This is a genomic window from Variovorax paradoxus (assembly GCF_030815975.1).
GTDB classification, from domain to species: domain Bacteria; phylum Pseudomonadota; class Gammaproteobacteria; order Burkholderiales; family Burkholderiaceae_C; genus Variovorax; species Variovorax paradoxus_N.
In genome coordinates this window covers 3,248,107-3,261,875 of the sequence record NZ_JAUSXL010000002.1, presented here as the reverse complement: position 1 = coordinate 3,261,875, position 13,769 = coordinate 3,248,107, and the positions used below count along the sequence as shown (strand labels likewise).

General features: G+C 65.8%; 14 protein-coding genes. 9 read left to right on the top strand and 5 right to left on the bottom strand.

Translation table 11 applies throughout. From position 1 onward, the window contains the following. Window positions 1-100: 100 nt before the first annotated feature. From QFZ47_RS19115 to QFZ47_RS19080, 8 genes are all read left to right on the top strand, one after another. Window positions 101-2,404 carry an NADP-dependent malic enzyme gene (locus tag QFZ47_RS19115; RefSeq protein WP_307657115.1) on the top strand — a complete coding sequence of 768 codons (2,304 nt, stop codon included), beginning with the start codon at window positions 101-103 and terminating at the stop codon, window positions 2,402-2,404. Window positions 2,405-2,624: 220 nt separating this feature from the next. Then, a complete protein-coding gene (locus QFZ47_RS19110) occupies window positions 2,625-3,239 on the top strand; it encodes a TRAP transporter small permease (protein WP_370880593.1) in 615 nt (204 codons plus the stop codon). Continuing rightward, entirely contained in the window at window positions 3,240-4,505 is a 1,266-nt protein-coding gene (locus QFZ47_RS19105; RefSeq protein WP_307657114.1) for a TRAP transporter large permease, read from the top strand. 44 nt (window positions 4,506-4,549) lie between these two features. Further along, the gene (locus QFZ47_RS19100) at window positions 4,550-5,551 is read left to right on the top strand and encodes a TRAP transporter substrate-binding protein (protein ID WP_307657113.1); all 1,002 of its coding nucleotides are present in this window, start codon (window positions 4,550-4,552) and stop codon (window positions 5,549-5,551) included. 107 nt (window positions 5,552-5,658) lie between these two features. Beyond that, window positions 5,659-6,693 (top strand): ABC transporter substrate-binding protein, encoded by a 1,035-nt coding sequence (locus QFZ47_RS19095; RefSeq protein ID WP_307657112.1) that lies wholly within the window; start codon window positions 5,659-5,661, stop codon window positions 6,691-6,693. Continuing rightward, entirely contained in the window at window positions 6,693-7,550 is an 858-nt protein-coding gene (locus tag QFZ47_RS19090) for an ABC transporter ATP-binding protein (RefSeq protein WP_307657111.1), read from the top strand. Before QFZ47_RS19095 ends, QFZ47_RS19090 begins: the two co-directional genes overlap by 1 nt. Window positions 7,551-7,562: 12 nt before the next feature. After that, on the top strand, window positions 7,563-8,333 hold the full coding sequence (locus QFZ47_RS19085; protein WP_307657110.1) for an ABC transporter permease: 771 nt from the start codon (window positions 7,563-7,565) through the stop codon (window positions 8,331-8,333). A gap of 10 nt (window positions 8,334-8,343) precedes the next feature. Next, window positions 8,344-8,820 (top strand): nucleoside deaminase, encoded by a 477-nt coding sequence (locus QFZ47_RS19080; protein WP_307657109.1) that lies wholly within the window; start codon window positions 8,344-8,346, stop codon window positions 8,818-8,820. Here the strand turns inward: QFZ47_RS19080 and QFZ47_RS19075 are convergent. The 4 genes from QFZ47_RS19075 to QFZ47_RS19060 form a co-directional block, all read right to left on the bottom strand. Next, entirely contained in the window at window positions 8,817-9,041 is a 225-nt protein-coding gene (locus QFZ47_RS19075) for an oxidoreductase-like domain-containing protein (RefSeq protein ID WP_307657108.1), read from the bottom strand. The genes QFZ47_RS19080 and QFZ47_RS19075 overlap by 4 nt on opposite strands. A 42-nt stretch (window positions 9,042-9,083) precedes the next feature. Further along, window positions 9,084-9,980 (bottom strand): lipid A hydroxylase LpxO, encoded by an 897-nt coding sequence (lpxO, locus tag QFZ47_RS19070; protein ID WP_307657107.1) that lies wholly within the window; start codon window positions 9,978-9,980, stop codon window positions 9,084-9,086. 105 nt (window positions 9,981-10,085) lie between these two features. Beyond that, window positions 10,086-10,484, bottom strand: coding sequence for an OsmC family protein (locus QFZ47_RS19065; RefSeq protein WP_307657106.1), 399 nt, complete (start codon window positions 10,482-10,484; stop codon window positions 10,086-10,088). 55 nt (window positions 10,485-10,539) lie between these two features. Then, window positions 10,540-11,007 (bottom strand): Lrp/AsnC ligand binding domain-containing protein, encoded by a 468-nt coding sequence (locus tag QFZ47_RS19060; protein ID WP_307657105.1) that lies wholly within the window; start codon window positions 11,005-11,007, stop codon window positions 10,540-10,542. A 128-nt stretch (window positions 11,008-11,135) separates the two neighbouring features. Between QFZ47_RS19060 and QFZ47_RS19055 the strand changes: the two genes are divergently transcribed. After that, window positions 11,136-12,437, top strand: a complete 1,302-nt coding sequence (locus QFZ47_RS19055) for a D-amino acid dehydrogenase (protein ID WP_307657104.1) — start codon at window positions 11,136-11,138, stop codon at window positions 12,435-12,437. A 17-nt stretch (window positions 12,438-12,454) separates the two neighbouring features. Here QFZ47_RS19055 and QFZ47_RS19050 read toward each other — a convergent pair whose 3' ends face one another. Next, window positions 12,455-13,537: an aromatic ring-hydroxylating dioxygenase subunit alpha gene (locus QFZ47_RS19050; RefSeq protein ID WP_307657103.1), complete on the bottom strand. Its 1,083-nt coding sequence runs from the start codon at window positions 13,535-13,537 to the stop codon at window positions 12,455-12,457. Window positions 13,538-13,769: the final 232 nt, after the last annotated feature.

The following is a 13,769-nucleotide window of genomic DNA, read 5'->3' as shown; positions in this document are numbered from 1 at the left end:
GAATTCACGCCCGCCGCACCAAAAACCCGTGCCCACCCGGGGTGGATGCGGCGCTTTTTTGCGGTAGCCTCATTGCCCGCAAGAAACAAGGAGACTTTTCATGGCTGCTCCCCTGTCACCCGCCGAAGAATCACTTCGCGAAGCAGCGCGCGAATACCACCGCTCGCCCGTCAAGGGCAAGATTTCGATCAGCCCGACCAAGCCGCTGCTGAACCAGCGCGACCTGTCGCTGGCCTATTCGCCCGGCGTGGCCTACCCCTGCCTCGACATCGCGGCCGATCCGGCCATGGCGGCCGAATTCACCGCGCGCGGCAACCTGGTGGGCGTGGTCACCAACGGCACCGCGGTGCTGGGCCTGGGCAATATCGGCCCGCTGGCCGCCAAGCCGGTGATGGAAGGCAAGGGCTGCCTGTTCAAGAAATTTGCCGGCATCGACGTGTTCGACATCGAACTGGCCGAAAACGACCCCGACAAGCTGGTCGACATCATCGCGGCGCTGGAGCCCACGCTGGGCGGCATCAACCTCGAGGACATCAAGGCGCCCGAGTGCTTCTACATCGAGAAGAAGCTGCGCGAACGCATGAACATCCCGGTGTTCCATGACGACCAGCACGGCACGGCCATCATCTCGGCCGCGGCGCTCATCAACGGGCTCGAGCTGGTCGGCAAGAAGATCGAAGAGGTGAAGATCGCCGTCTCCGGCGCCGGCGCGGCCGCCATTGCCTGCCTCGACGTGATGGTGGGCCTGGGCGCCAAGCCCGCCAACATCCACGCCTGCGATTCCAAGGGCCTGATCTACATGGGCCGCGCGGGCGGCTTCGACGAATCCAAGGCACGCTACGCCCAGAAAGACACCGGCGCCCGCACCCTGGCCGACGTGGTGAAGGACGCCGATGTGTTCCTCGGCTGCTCGGCCCCCGGCGTGATGAGCGCCGACATGGTGAAGACCATGGCCGGCCAGCCGATCATCCTGGCGCTGGCCAACCCCGAGCCCGAGATCCGGCCCGAACTCGCCAAGGCGGTGCGGCCCGACTGCATCATCGCCACCGGCCGCTCGGACTACCCGAACCAGGTCAACAACGTGCTGTGCTTCCCGTACATCTTCCGCGGGGCGCTCGACTGCGGCGCCAGCAAGATCACGGAAGAAATGAAGCTGGCCTGCGTGCGCGAGATCGCCGAACTCACCAAGGCCGACATCAGCGAAGAGGTGGCCACGGCCTATGCCGGGCAGGAGCTGTCCTTCGGGCCCGACTACATCATTCCCAAGCCCTTCGACTCGCGGCTCATCCTGCGCATTGCGCCGGCCGTGGCCAAGGCGGCCGCCGCCTCCGGCGTGGCCGCGCGCCCGATCGAGGACATGGATGCCTACCGCCAGCACCTGACGCGCTTCGTCTACCAGACCAGCATGTTCATGCGGCCGGTGTTCAGCGCCGCCAAGATCGCCGCGTCCAAGCGCGTGGCCTACGCCGAGGGCGAGGACGAACGCGTGCTGCGCGCCGCCCAATGGGCCATCGACGAAGGCCTGGCCCAGCCCATCCTGGTGGGGCGCCCGGCCGTGATCGAGGCGCGCATCCAGAAGGCCGGCCTGCACATCCGCGCAGGCACCGACTTCGAGATCGTCAATCCCGAGGACGATCCGCGCTTTCGCACCTACTGGGAGAGCTTCCACAAGATCATGGGCCGCCGCGGCGTCACGCCCGAGGCTGCCAAGACCATGGTGCGCCGCTCCAACACCACCATCGCCGCGCTGATGATGCACCTGGGCGATGCCGACGCGATGATCTGCGGCCTGGTCGGGCGCTTCGACGTGCACCTGGAGCACATCCGCAACCTGATCGGCCTGAAGCGCGGCGCGCCGGGCTTCGCGACGCTGAACGCGCTCACGCTCGAAAAGCGCACGGTGTTCATCACCGACACCAACGTGAACGAAGACCCGAGCGCCGAGATGCTGGCGAACATTGCGCTGATGGCGGCCGAAGAGGTGCGCCGCTTCGGGCTGCCGCCGAAAGTGGCCTTTCTCTCGCACTCGAACTACGGCACCTCCAGCCGCGGCTCGGCGCGCAAGATGCGGCTCGCGCGCGACCTGTTCGCACAGATGGCGCCCGACATCGAATGCGACGGCGAGATGCACGGCGACGCGGCGCTGTCGGAAGAGGTGCGCCGCACCGCGCTGCCCGAAAGCACGCTTACCGGCGAGGCCAACCTGCTGGTGTGCCCCAACCTCGACTCGGCCCACATCCTCTACAACGTGCTGAAGATGACGGGCGCCAACGGCATCACGGTCGGCCCGATCCTTTTGGGAGCCGCGGGCTCGGCGCATGTGCTCACGCCGTCGTCGACCGTGCGGCGCGTGGTCAACATGACGGCGCTGGCGGTGGCGAATGCGACGACCGCGCTGAAGTAGGCCGCGCCCGCTTTCTCCTCTGAACCGTCGCCCCGCTGCAGCACGCAGCGGGGCGTTTTTCATTGCTGGCCGGCCGGTGCGCGCACCGTTTTCGCCCGCCCATCATCTTTTCGGCTGGCATGCAATCTGCTAATACCCTGATCGGATATTTTAAATATCTTATTAATATATTTACCGATTCATCGCCCCAGCTCTTCGTCAACCCTCTTCGATTTCTTACATGGAAGATCACGCCTTGGAACGCGGGGGCTTGTCCCGCCGGATGCTCGATGCGTCCGACTTCGTGCTGCGCTGCGAGCGCCGCCTGCTCTCGGGCCTGATGGGCCTGCTCATCGCGCTGGTGCTGCTGAACGTGGTCACGCGCTATGGCGGCTTTCCGCTCTACTGGGTCGACGAGGCTTCCGTCTACTGCGTGGTGTGGCTCACCTTCATCGGTGCCTCGGCCATGACACGGCTGCGGCTGGACTTTGCAGTGACGTTGCTCACCGACAAGCTCGGCGAGAAGGCCGCTCGCGTTGCCAAGGCCAGCGCCTCGGGCGGCGTGCTGCTGCTGGGCCTCGCGCTGCTGGCGATGTGCTGGCTCTACATGGACCCGGTGGGCATCGTGCGCTACGGTTTCGATGCCAAGGAGTACGCGGCCGAATCCTTCAACTTTCTCTACACCGAACGCACGCAGACGCTGAACTGGCCAACCTGGGCGATCCAGCTCATCCTGCCGGTCTTCTCGCTCACCCTCAGCCTGCATGCGCTGTCGAACCTCATCGAAGACCTCGGCCTGCAGCCCAGGCGCACGCACACCGAGTTCCATGTCACCAACGCAGACGCGGTGAACTGAATGCTGACCTCCCTTTTCTTCCTCGCGATCATGCTGGTGGGCGTGCCAATCGGCGCCTGCCTGTGCCTCTCGGGCATCGTCTATATCCTCAACTCGGGCGACACGGTGCTGTTCCAGTCGTTCCCGGTGCAGATGTTCGGCGGCGTCGACAGCTACAGCCTGATCGCGATTCCGCTGTTCATCCTGATCGGCGAGATCATGAATGGCGGCGGCATCACGAAGCGGCTGGTCGACCTGGCGCTGGCCTTCATCGGCTCGGTGAAGGGCGGCCTCGCCTACGTGAACATCCTGGCCAACATGCTGGTGTCGTCGATCATCGGCTCGGCCACCGCGCAGGTGGCGATCATGAGCCAGATCATGGTGCCCGAGATGGAGAAGCAGGGCTACGACAAGACCTTTGCGGCCGGCATCACGGTGTATGGCGGCATGCTGGGGCCGATCATTCCGCCTTCGGTGATGTTCGTGGTGTACAGCGTGCTCGCGCAGGTGGCGGTGGGCGACATGCTCATTGCGGGCATCATTCCGGGCGTGATCCTCACGGTGCTGTTCTTCATCGTGATCGCGTGCATGGGTTTCTTCTACAACTATCCGCGCACCGAGAAGCGCACCCTCCGGCAGCGCCTGCACACGGTGCTCACGGCCTGCCCGACGCTGCTGATTCCCATCGTGATCGTCGGCTCGATCCTCGGCGGCTTTGCCAACCCGACCGAGGCCGCCGCCGTGGGCGCGGTGGCCGCGGTGCTGGTGGGGCGCTACGTCACCAAGGAATTCCGCTTTGCGACGATTCCGCAGATCCTGCTGAAGTCGGCGATCTACTCGGCCGTGGTGCTGTTCCTGGTGGCCGCGGCTGCCGTGTTCTCGTGGCTGCTGATCTACGGCAAGGTGCCGCAGGCCACGGCCGCCTGGATCCAGACCGTGGCCAAGGACCCGATCGCGTTCCTGCTGCTGGTGAACCTGATCCTGCTGGTGATCGGCACCGTGATCGACGGCATTCCGGGGCTGATCATGACGGTGCCGATCCTGCTGCCCATTGCCACCGAGATCTATGGCATCGACCCGCGCCACTTCGGCGTGGTGGTGGTGATCAACCTCGTGCTCGGGCTGATGACGCCGCCCGTGGGGCTGAGCTTCTTCGTGGCCTCCGCCGTGACCGGCGCCAAGCCCGGAAAGATGTTCATCGTCACCCTGCCGTTCTTCCTGATCTGCTGCGCCGCGCTGGTGCTGCTGTCGCTGTTCCCGAGCCTGTCGCTCGCCTTGCTCAAGTAGACCGGGCAGGCGCCCCTTTTCCCTTCACTCAACCGGAGCCTCGCATGTCCCTCTCCCGCCGCCAATTCGTCGTCCAGGCTGCAGCCGGCACCGCCGCCGCGTCGTCCGCCCTCTTCGGCACCGTGTCGCACGCGGCGGCTGCCAAGGAATTCCGCCTCGGCCTCATCACGCCGGCCGGCCACTCGTGGAACCGTGCGGCGGTGAGCTTCGGCGAAGCGCTCAAGAAGGCCACCGACGGCCGCCTGAGCGCCACGGTGTTCCATTCGGGCCAGTTGGGCAACGAGTCGGCCATGATGCAGCAGCTGCAGTCCGGCGCGCTCGACATGGGCTGGATCCAGGCCGCCGAACTCGGCTCGCGCGTGGCGAGCGTGGCGGCCATCAACGCGCCCTACCTCGTGCGCTCGACCACCAACGTGGCCTCGCTGGTGCGCACACCCGCGGCGCTCAAGCTGCTCGACGTGCTGCCGCGCGAGACCGGCACCATCGGCCTCGGCTGGGGCATCACCGGCATGCGCGTGGTGTTCGCGACCAAGCCCATTTCCACGCCCACCGACCTCAAGGGCATGAAGCTGCGCATCAACCCCACGCCGGTGTACCGCGACTTCTATCAACTGCTGGGTGCCGCACCCACGCCGATCCCCACCCCGGGTGTGTTCGACGCCATGGCCAACGGCCAGGTCGACGGGCTCGAAGCGGACATCGAGTTCTCATGGAACCAGCGCTTCGACCGCGTGGCCAAGACAATGCTGCCGATGAACGCGCTCTTCATGCCCTTTGCGCCGCTGGTGTCGGGCCGCATCTGGCAGACGCTCGACGGCAAGGACAAGGCGCTCATCACCGACCTGGTCAAGCAGTCGCTGGACGCGCAGATCCGGGACATCGTGACCACCGAGCTCGGCCTGATCGACAAGTTCAAGGCCAGCGGCATCGCCATCAAGAACGACGCCGGCTACAACCCCGCGCCGATCATCGCGGAGTTCGACAAGATCTGGCTGCCCAAGGCGCCGCAGATCGCGGAGCTGCGCAAGATCGGCGCGGCGCTCTGAGCCCACGGGCATTGCACCGCTCCGGTTCTGCGGAAGGGTTCGCACCAATCGCGTGCGGGCACCGTTTTTGCTTGAATGCAGAAGCATTCACCTACAACGGATCCCGCATGAACAAGCGCCAACTGCTCCAGTCCTTTCTCGCGGCCTCGGCCCTCTGCTTCGGCCTGTCCCCGGCCCTTGCGCAGAGCACGACGCCGATCAAGTTCCAGCTCGACTGGCGCTTCGAAGGACCGGCCGCGCTGTTCCTGCACCCGGCCGCCAAGGGCTACTTCAAGGCCGCGGGCCTGGACGTGACCATCGACGCGGGCAACGGCTCGGGCGGCACCGTCACGCGCGTGGCCTCGGGCGCCTACGAGATGGGCTTTGCCGACCTTGCCGCGCTGATGGAATTCCACGCCAACAACCCCGACAGCCCGAACAAGCCGGTGGCGGTGATGATGGTCTACAACAACACGCCGGCCTCGGTCATGGCGCTCAAGAAGAGCGGCATCGCCAAGCCGGCCGACCTGGCCGGCAAGAAGCTCGGCGCGCCGGTGTTCGACGCGGGCCGCCGCGCGTTCCCGATCTTCGCCAAGGCCAACAACATCGGCGCGGTCAACTGGACCGCCATGGACCCGACGCTGCGCGAAACCATGCTGATCCGCGGCGACATCGACGCCATCACCGGCTTCACCTTCACCTCGCTGCTGAACCTGGAGGCGCGCGGCGCCAAGGCGGCCGACATCGTCGTGCTGCCCTACCCCGACTACGGCGTGAAGCTCTACGGCAACGTGATCATCGCCTCGCCCAAGCTCATCAAGGAGAACCCGGAAGCGGTGAAGAAATTCCTCTCGGCCTTTGCCAAGGGCGCGAAGGAGGTCATCGCCAACCCGGCCGTGGCCATCGAATCGGTCAAGGCGCGCGACGGCATCATCGACAGCAAGCTCGAAACCCGCCGCCTGCAGCTGGCCATCGACACCGTGATCAACAGCCCCGACGCGCGCGCCGAAGGCTTCGGCACGGTCAACGCGGGCCGCATGTCGCTGATGGCCTCGCAGGTGTCGGACGCGTTCAACACCAAGACCCGCGTGAGCCCCGACGCCGTGTGGACCGCCGCGCTGCTGCCGCCCGCGGCCGAACTCAATGGCGTTCTGCGCAAGTGATGGCGGAGGCACCAGGCGCGGCCGCTGCTCCTTTCGTCGACTTCCAGGACGTCTGGCTCGCCTACAACGAAGAGCTGCTGCGCGAGAACCACTTCGCGGTCGAAGCCATCGACCTGAAGGTCAAGCGCGGGGAGTTCATCGCCATCGTCGGGCCCTCGGGCTGCGGCAAGTCGACCTTCATGAAGCTCGCCACGGGGCTCAAGATGCCGTCGATGGGCAAGATCCGCATCGACGGTGCGCCCGTGACCGGGCCGCTCAAGATCTCGGGCATGGCCTTTCAAGCGCCTTCATTGCTGCCGTGGCGCACCACGGTCGACAACGTGCTGCTGCCGCTGGAAATCGTCGAGCCCTACCGCTCGAACTTCAAAGCGAAGCGCAAGGAGTACGCCGAGCGCGCGCGCAAGCTGCTGCAGAAGGTCGGGCTTGCGGGCTACGAAGACAAGTTTCCGTGGCAGCTCTCGGGTGGCATGCAGCAGCGAGCGAGCATTTGCCGCGCGCTCATCCACGAGCCCAAGATGCTGCTGCTCGACGAGCCCTTCGGCGCGCTCGATGCCTTCACGCGCGAGGAGCTCTGGTGCATCCTGCGCGACCTCTGGACCGAGCAGCAGTTCAACGTCATCCTGGTGACGCACGACCTGCGCGAATCGGTGTTCCTGGCCGACACGGTGTACGTGATGAGCAAGAGCCCGGGCCGTTTCGTGGTCAAGCGCGAGATCGAGCTGCCGCGCCCGCGCGAACTCGAGATCACCTACACCAAGGAGTTCACCGACATCGTGCTGGAACTGCGCGGGCACATCGGCGCCATCCGCAACACGGGCATCGGCGCGGCACAAGCAGCCGCTGCCGTGTCTCACTGAGGACCGGGCGCCATGAAGAACACCAAGCAAATCGAACGCTGGTCGCCCTGGCTGCTGCTCGTGGCCGTGCTCCTGCTGTGGCAGGTGATCTGCGCGGGCTTCGGCGTGTCGGACTTCATCTTTCCGAGCCCGCTGCGCATCTGGACGCAGTTCTGGGAGTTCAAGGAAATCATCGCGGGCCACGCCTGGCGCACCTTCTGGGTCACGATGGCGGGTTTCGGCCTGGCCATTGTGGTGGGGGTGCTGATGGGCTTCGTGATCGGGAGCTCGCGCATCGCATATGCGGCGATCTATCCGCTCATGACGGCCTTCAATGCGCTGCCCAAGGCGGCCTTCGTGCCAATCCTCGTGGTGTGGTTCGGCATCGGCGCGGGGCCGGCAATCCTCACGGCTTTTTTGATCAGCTTCTTCCCGATCATGGTCAACATCGCCACCGGCCTTGCCACGCTGGAGCCCGAGCTCGAGGACGTGCTGCGCGTGCTCGGCGCAAAGCGCTGGGACGTGCTCATGAAGATCGGCCTGCCGCGCTCCATGCCCTATTTCTTCGGCTCGCTCAAGGTGGCGATCACGCTGGCCTTCGTCGGCACCACGGTGAGCGAGATGACGGCTGCCAACGAAGGCATCGGCTACCTGCTCATTTCGGCCGGCTCGGCCATGCAGATGGGCCTGGCCTTCGCAGGCCTGATGGTGGTCGGGGCGATGGCCATGCTGATGTACGAACTCTTCAGCGTGATCGAGAAGCACACGACCGGCTGGGCGCACCGCGGATCACAAAACCAATGAGGCGCGGCGCATGACACGCGACCAGATCATTCGCGCGCTGCGGCGCGCCGACGAGGTCGCGCGCCGCGCCATGGCGATGGGCCGCCATCCCTTCGGCGCCGTGCTCGTCGCGCCCGACGGCGAAACCATCCTGGCCGAGCAGGGCAACATCGACACGGTGAACCACGCCGAAGCCACGCTGGCACGCCATGCCGCGCAGAACTGGCCGGCCGACTACCTGTGGCAGTGCACGCTGGTGACCACCTTCGAGCCCTGTGCGATGTGCGCGGGAACGAGCTACTGGGCGAACATCGGCCGCATCGTCTACGGCGCCGAAGAAAGCGCCCTGCTCGCGCTCACGGGCGACCACCCCGAGAACCCCACGCTGAGCCTGCCCTGCCGTGAAGTGTTCGCGCGCGGACAGAAGAATGTCGAGGTGATCGGCCCCGTGCCCGAGATGGCGGAAGAAATGATCGCCACCCATCGCGGCTTCTGGGAATCGCGCTAGTCCAGCAGCAGCGCGGCCTCGTCGCGCCAGTAGGCCACGGCGGCCAGCCAGCCTTCCCACACGCAGCCATTGCAGCCGCGTCCGCAGCAGGTGGTGGGCTCGGGCGGCGGCATGCGCAAGGCGAGCCGCTGCGCAGCGGCTTCTGACTGAACGGCCGCGATCAGCGCCTGGGCACTGGCAAGGTCGACCGGAACGGGCAAGTCTTTGTCTGCGAAGGACATAGGCTGGCAGCGGTGGCCAGGCACCGCGCGGCAGGCTTGCGCCTACCAGAAGATCCAGAGTGCAAGGCCGCCGAAGATCGACCACTTCACAAGGTAGTACGCCCGCTTGTCCCAGGCCTTGAGCCGCTTGCCGATCACGCGGATCTGGTAGATGTACTTGAACGCGCGGTTGATGCCGCCCGTCTTGTCGCCGGCCTCGTTGGGCGAGCTGGCCGCGGCGAGCAGGTTCTTCGCGAACCAGCGGTTCACGGCGCTGGCCCAGCGGTACTTCAGCGGACGCTCGATGTCGCAGAAAAGGATCACGCGGTCGTGGTCGGTCGTGTTCTCGGCGTAGTGGATGTAGGTTTCGTCGAACACCACGGCCTCGCCGTCGCGCCAGTGGTAGCGCTGGCCGTCCACGTCGATGTAGCAGCCCTCCACGCCGGGCGTCCACAGGCCCAGGTGGTAGCGCAGCGAACCCGCGAACGGGTCGCGGTGGCGCACCAGGCGGCTGCCCGGCGGCAGCTCGGCGAACATGGCCGCCTTGATGGTGCCGATGCCCCTGAGCAGCTCGGTGGTGCGCGGGCACAGGATGGCGGCCGAGGGATGGGCCTCGTCATACCACTTCAGGTAGAAGCGCTTCCAGCCGCTCTTGAAGAAGGAGTTGAAGCCCACGTCGTTGAACTGGCTCGAGGCCTTGATGCTGCCGCCGTTGCGCATGGCAAGCGCCTCTTCGCGGATGACCTGCCAGTTCTCTTCCAGCACGCGCATCTCGGGAAACTGCGCGGGCGACAGGTATGGCGTGCTCGGCACCTTCGAGAAGATGTACATGAAGGCGTTCAACGGCGCCAGGAAGGTCGAGTGGTCAGACAGCTGTCTGAAGAAACGATGCCGGACCTGGCCGCGGAAGTGAACGTAGAGCGCGCTGAGCGCGAAGATGGCAAGAATGACCCACTTCATTGTTGAAAGTGTCCTGTAGACGGCGCGGGGGGGGAGCCGGGTAGTGTAGTTCGTCGCCCCAAATTGGACCTGACCAGGCCATTTGGCCGCTTCCCCGGGGCGGTTTCAGGCCCAGCCGGTCTCGATCTCGGTCTTCACCTCGGTCATCAGCCGGTGCACCGGGCACTTGCCGGCCACGCGCAGCAGTTCGTCGCGCTGCGCCTCGGTCAGCTCGCCGGTCACGCGCAGGCTTGACTTCAGCCGGTAGACGCCCTTGCGCTCCTCGCTGTCGTCGCGGTCGACGATCACCTCGATGTCTTCCACCGGCATGCCCTTGCGGCGCGCGTAGATCAGCACCGTGAGCGCCTTGCAGGCGGCCAGCGACGCGTCGTACAGGTCATGGGGTTCCGGCCCCGCATCGCTGCCGCCGCCGGCCGGCGAGGCATCGATGGGAATCTCGTGGTTGCGGATCTTGAGAATGTGGCGCGTGCCCGTGATGCCGTCGCGCCGGACCGTGATGCTCATGCCGATGTCCTTGAGGGGTGTGAATGCCGGGCGCGATGGTAGCCGGCAACCCTGCTCAGCGGTCGACCGCGAGCATCAGCGTTTCCTTGATCTCCTCCATCACCACGTAGCTGTGCGATTCCGCCGCCACGGGCAGCTTCTTGAGGATGTCGCCCAAGAGGTGCCGGTACTCGCTCATGCCGCTCAGGCGCGCCTTCACCAGGTAATCAAAGCTGCCCGAAACAAGATGGCATTCGAGCACCTCAGGCATGTGCAGCAACTCCTTGCGCACCTTGTCGAACACCTCGCCCGACTTGGCCGAGAGCTTGATCTCCACGAACACCAGCAGCGTCTTGCCCAGCGCCTCGGGCGACACATGCGCGTGGTAGCCGCTGATGACGCCGTCGCGCTCCATGCGCTTCACGCGCTCGGCGCAAGGGGACGCCGACAGGCCGATGCGCTCCGCAAGCTCGGTCATGGAAATGCGGCCCTGGCGCTGCAGCAGGTCGAGGATCTTGCGGTCGATGCGGTCGAGTTCGGACATTTCACTTCGCACGGGACATGAAGCGTTTCTTTACAGTGGATTTCACTGAGAAACAAACAAAAACAATGGAATTCACTGCATTGTGCGCTTTAGATTTCGTGTATCCACCTTCATTCGCGTAAATACCCATGAAAGTCATCGTTCTCGGCGGCGGCGTGATCGGCACCACCACGGCCTACTACCTCGCGCGCTCCGGCGCCGACGTGACGCTGCTCGACCGGCAGGCCGGCCCTGCCGAGGAAACCAGCTTCGGCAATGCCGGCCAGGTGTCGCCGGGCTATTCGACGCCATGGGCCGCGCCCGGCATTCCGCTGAAGGCCATCAAGTGGATGTTCCAGAAGCACGCGCCGCTGTCGATCCGCCCCGACGGCACGCTGTTCCAGCTGCGCTGGATGGCGGCCATGCTGCGCAACTGCTCGCCCGAGCGCTACGCGGTCAACAAGGAACGCATGATGCGCGTGGCCGAATACAGCCGCGGCTGCCTGCAGCAGCTGCGCGCGGAAACCGGCCTGCGCTACGAGCACCGAACCGGCGGCACGCTGCAGCTGTTCCGTACGCAAGCGCAGCTCGACGCGGTGCAGCGCGACATCGCGGTGCTCGACGAATGCGGCGTGCCCTACGAACTGCTCGACCGCGATGCGCTCGCGCGCGTCGAACCCGCGCTGGCCGGCGCGCGCGACCGGCTCACGGGCGGCCTGCGCCTGCCGAACGACGAGACCGGCGACTGCCACCTGTTCACCCGCGGCCTGGCCGATATCGCACGCGGCATGGGCGTGGACTTCCGCTTCGGCCAGTCGGTCGAAGGGCTCGAGATGGCGGGCGACCGCATCACGGGCGTGCGCACCAGCGCGGGCAAGATCCTCACGGCCGACCGCTACGTGATGGCCTTCGGCAGCTATTCGCGCGCCGCCATCGCATCGCTGGGACTCGACATTCCGGTGTACCCCGTCAAGGGCTACTCGCTCACCGTGCCGCTGATCGACGAGACGCTGGCACCGCAATCGACCGTGCTCGACGAGACCTACAAGGTGGCCGTCACGCGTTTCGACAAGCGCATCCGCGTGGGCGGCATGGCCGAGCTCGGCGGCTTCGACCTGCGCTTGAACCCGCACCGCCGCGCCACGCTCGAAAAAGTGGTGAGCGACCTGTTCCCGGGCGGCGACCTGCCGCGCGCCACCTTCTGGACCGGCCTGCGCCCGATGACACCCGACAGCACGCCCATCGTCGGCGCCACGCGCTATGCGAACCTGTTCCTCAACACCGGCCACGGCACGCTCGGCTGGACCATGGCCTGCGGCTCGGGCAAGCTCATCTCCGACCTCGTGACCGGCCAGCGCCCGGAGATCCGCACCGACGGCCTGGCGATGGACCGCTACGAACAGGGCTCATCGCGCGCAGCGCGCCCGAACCCGGCAACGGCACACGCTTGATGTGAGGCAGCGGCCGCTCAGGCGGCCTTCGCGATCGGGACGACTGCGCTGTTCATGCCGCGGTAGACCTCCACCTCGCCGTGCTTCGCCAGCAGTTGCATCAGGTGCTTGCGGATCAGCATGCCGGGCCGGTCCGATTCCATCGAATACTCGACGCCGCGCCGACGCGTATCGACCAGCGCATCAGGATCGGTCGATTCGAGGATGTCCTTGTCCTCGCGCGTGACGGCCTCGTCGAAGTCGATCAGCATCTGCGCGGTGCAATCGGCCTCGGTGTCGTTGCGGAACAGCCATTGGCACAGCTGCATGCGGCCGTCGTCGATGGGCGTGAAGCAGTTGATGATGATGTGGCGCACGCCGCTCGGGTATTCGATGTCGAGCCGGCGCGAGAACGGCAGGAAGTAGGCGTTGCGCATGTGGCGCGTGGTGATCGCATCGGTCACGCCGCTGATGGCGTGGAACTTCACGGGGTTGGCGGCCTCGATCACCGTCTCGGCGTAGAAGCCCGAATCGTTTTCCACCAGTTCGTACTTGCTCGGCGTCGGGCTCGCGGCCACGCCGAAGGTGGCGCGGTGCACGAAGCTGAAGTGCGAATTGTCGAACGAGTTCTCGAGCGCGCGCATCGGGCTGGTCTGCCACTCTTCATAGAACTGGAAGATGATGCGGTAGCCCGGGTCGCCGAACTCCGGAATGTCCGGAATGTCGGCGATGGGCTCTTCGAGCGCCACCCATGCGTAGCCATAGCGCGCAGTGCAGCGGTAGGCGGTGGTGCGGTATTCCGGCGAGATCTTGCGCTCGGCCTCGTACTGCGGAATGCGGATCACCTGCCCGCTGCGGTCGTAGGTCCAGCCGTGATAGCCGCACTGGATGGCGCCCTGTGCGCAGGCCTGGCCTTCGGCATCGACGCACCAGCCCTTCGACAGCCTGGCGGTGCGGTGGCAGCAGCGGTCGCGCAGCGCGGCGGGCTGGCCATCGGCATCGATGAAGAGAACGATGTCTTCACCCAGCAGCCTGAAGGGCTTCGGGCCGTTGGCCAGTTCGGTGAGCGGCATGACGGCATGCCAGAACTTGCGGAAGACGGGTTGTAGCGTGACGAGCATGCGTGGACTCCTTCTGTTGTTGCGCGTGGGTACGAACGAACCTGAAAGAGCAATTTCCTGCCGCAAGGGCTGAACGCTTCTACTCTGCGCCATCTGCCATGCAAATTGCGCGCCCGCATTGTGGCTTGGGTCGGCCATGCATTCAAGCCCTGGCATGGCTCGTGCATCGACTCGCGCAAGAGTAGAAGCGTTCAGCAGCGCACGCACCACCCTTGTGCGCCCGCCCGGAAAT

What these genes read in the sequence shown, in the direction of transcription:
- QFZ47_RS19115 (WP_307657115.1), top strand. Translation starts at nt 101, where the DNA reads ATGGCTGCTCCCCTGTCACCCGCCGAAGAATCACTTCGCGAAGCAGCG.
- QFZ47_RS19060 (WP_307657105.1), bottom strand. Translation starts at nt 11,007, where the DNA reads ATGTCCGAACTCGACCGCATCGACCGCAAGATCCTCGACCTGCTGCAG.
- QFZ47_RS19110 (WP_370880593.1), top strand. Translation starts at nt 2,625, where the DNA reads ATGGAAGATCACGCCTTGGAACGCGGGGGCTTGTCCCGCCGGATGCTC.
- lpxO (WP_307657107.1), bottom strand. Translation starts at nt 9,980, where the DNA reads ATGAAGTGGGTCATTCTTGCCATCTTCGCGCTCAGCGCGCTCTACGTT.
- QFZ47_RS19085 (WP_307657110.1), top strand. Translation starts at nt 7,563, where the DNA reads ATGAAGAACACCAAGCAAATCGAACGCTGGTCGCCCTGGCTGCTGCTC.
- QFZ47_RS19090 (WP_307657111.1), top strand. Translation starts at nt 6,693, where the DNA reads ATGGCGGAGGCACCAGGCGCGGCCGCTGCTCCTTTCGTCGACTTCCAG.
- QFZ47_RS19050 (WP_307657103.1), bottom strand. Translation starts at nt 13,537, where the DNA reads ATGCTCGTCACGCTACAACCCGTCTTCCGCAAGTTCTGGCATGCCGTC.
- QFZ47_RS19105 (WP_307657114.1), top strand. Translation starts at nt 3,240, where the DNA reads ATGCTGACCTCCCTTTTCTTCCTCGCGATCATGCTGGTGGGCGTGCCA.
- QFZ47_RS19095 (WP_307657112.1), top strand. Translation starts at nt 5,659, where the DNA reads ATGAACAAGCGCCAACTGCTCCAGTCCTTTCTCGCGGCCTCGGCCCTC.
- QFZ47_RS19055 (WP_307657104.1), top strand. Translation starts at nt 11,136, where the DNA reads ATGAAAGTCATCGTTCTCGGCGGCGGCGTGATCGGCACCACCACGGCC.
- QFZ47_RS19075 (WP_307657108.1), bottom strand. Translation starts at nt 9,041, where the DNA reads ATGTCCTTCGCAGACAAAGACTTGCCCGTTCCGGTCGACCTTGCCAGT.
- QFZ47_RS19080 (WP_307657109.1), top strand. Translation starts at nt 8,344, where the DNA reads ATGACACGCGACCAGATCATTCGCGCGCTGCGGCGCGCCGACGAGGTC.
- QFZ47_RS19100 (WP_307657113.1), top strand. Translation starts at nt 4,550, where the DNA reads ATGTCCCTCTCCCGCCGCCAATTCGTCGTCCAGGCTGCAGCCGGCACC.
- QFZ47_RS19065 (WP_307657106.1), bottom strand. Translation starts at nt 10,484, where the DNA reads ATGAGCATCACGGTCCGGCGCGACGGCATCACGGGCACGCGCCACATT.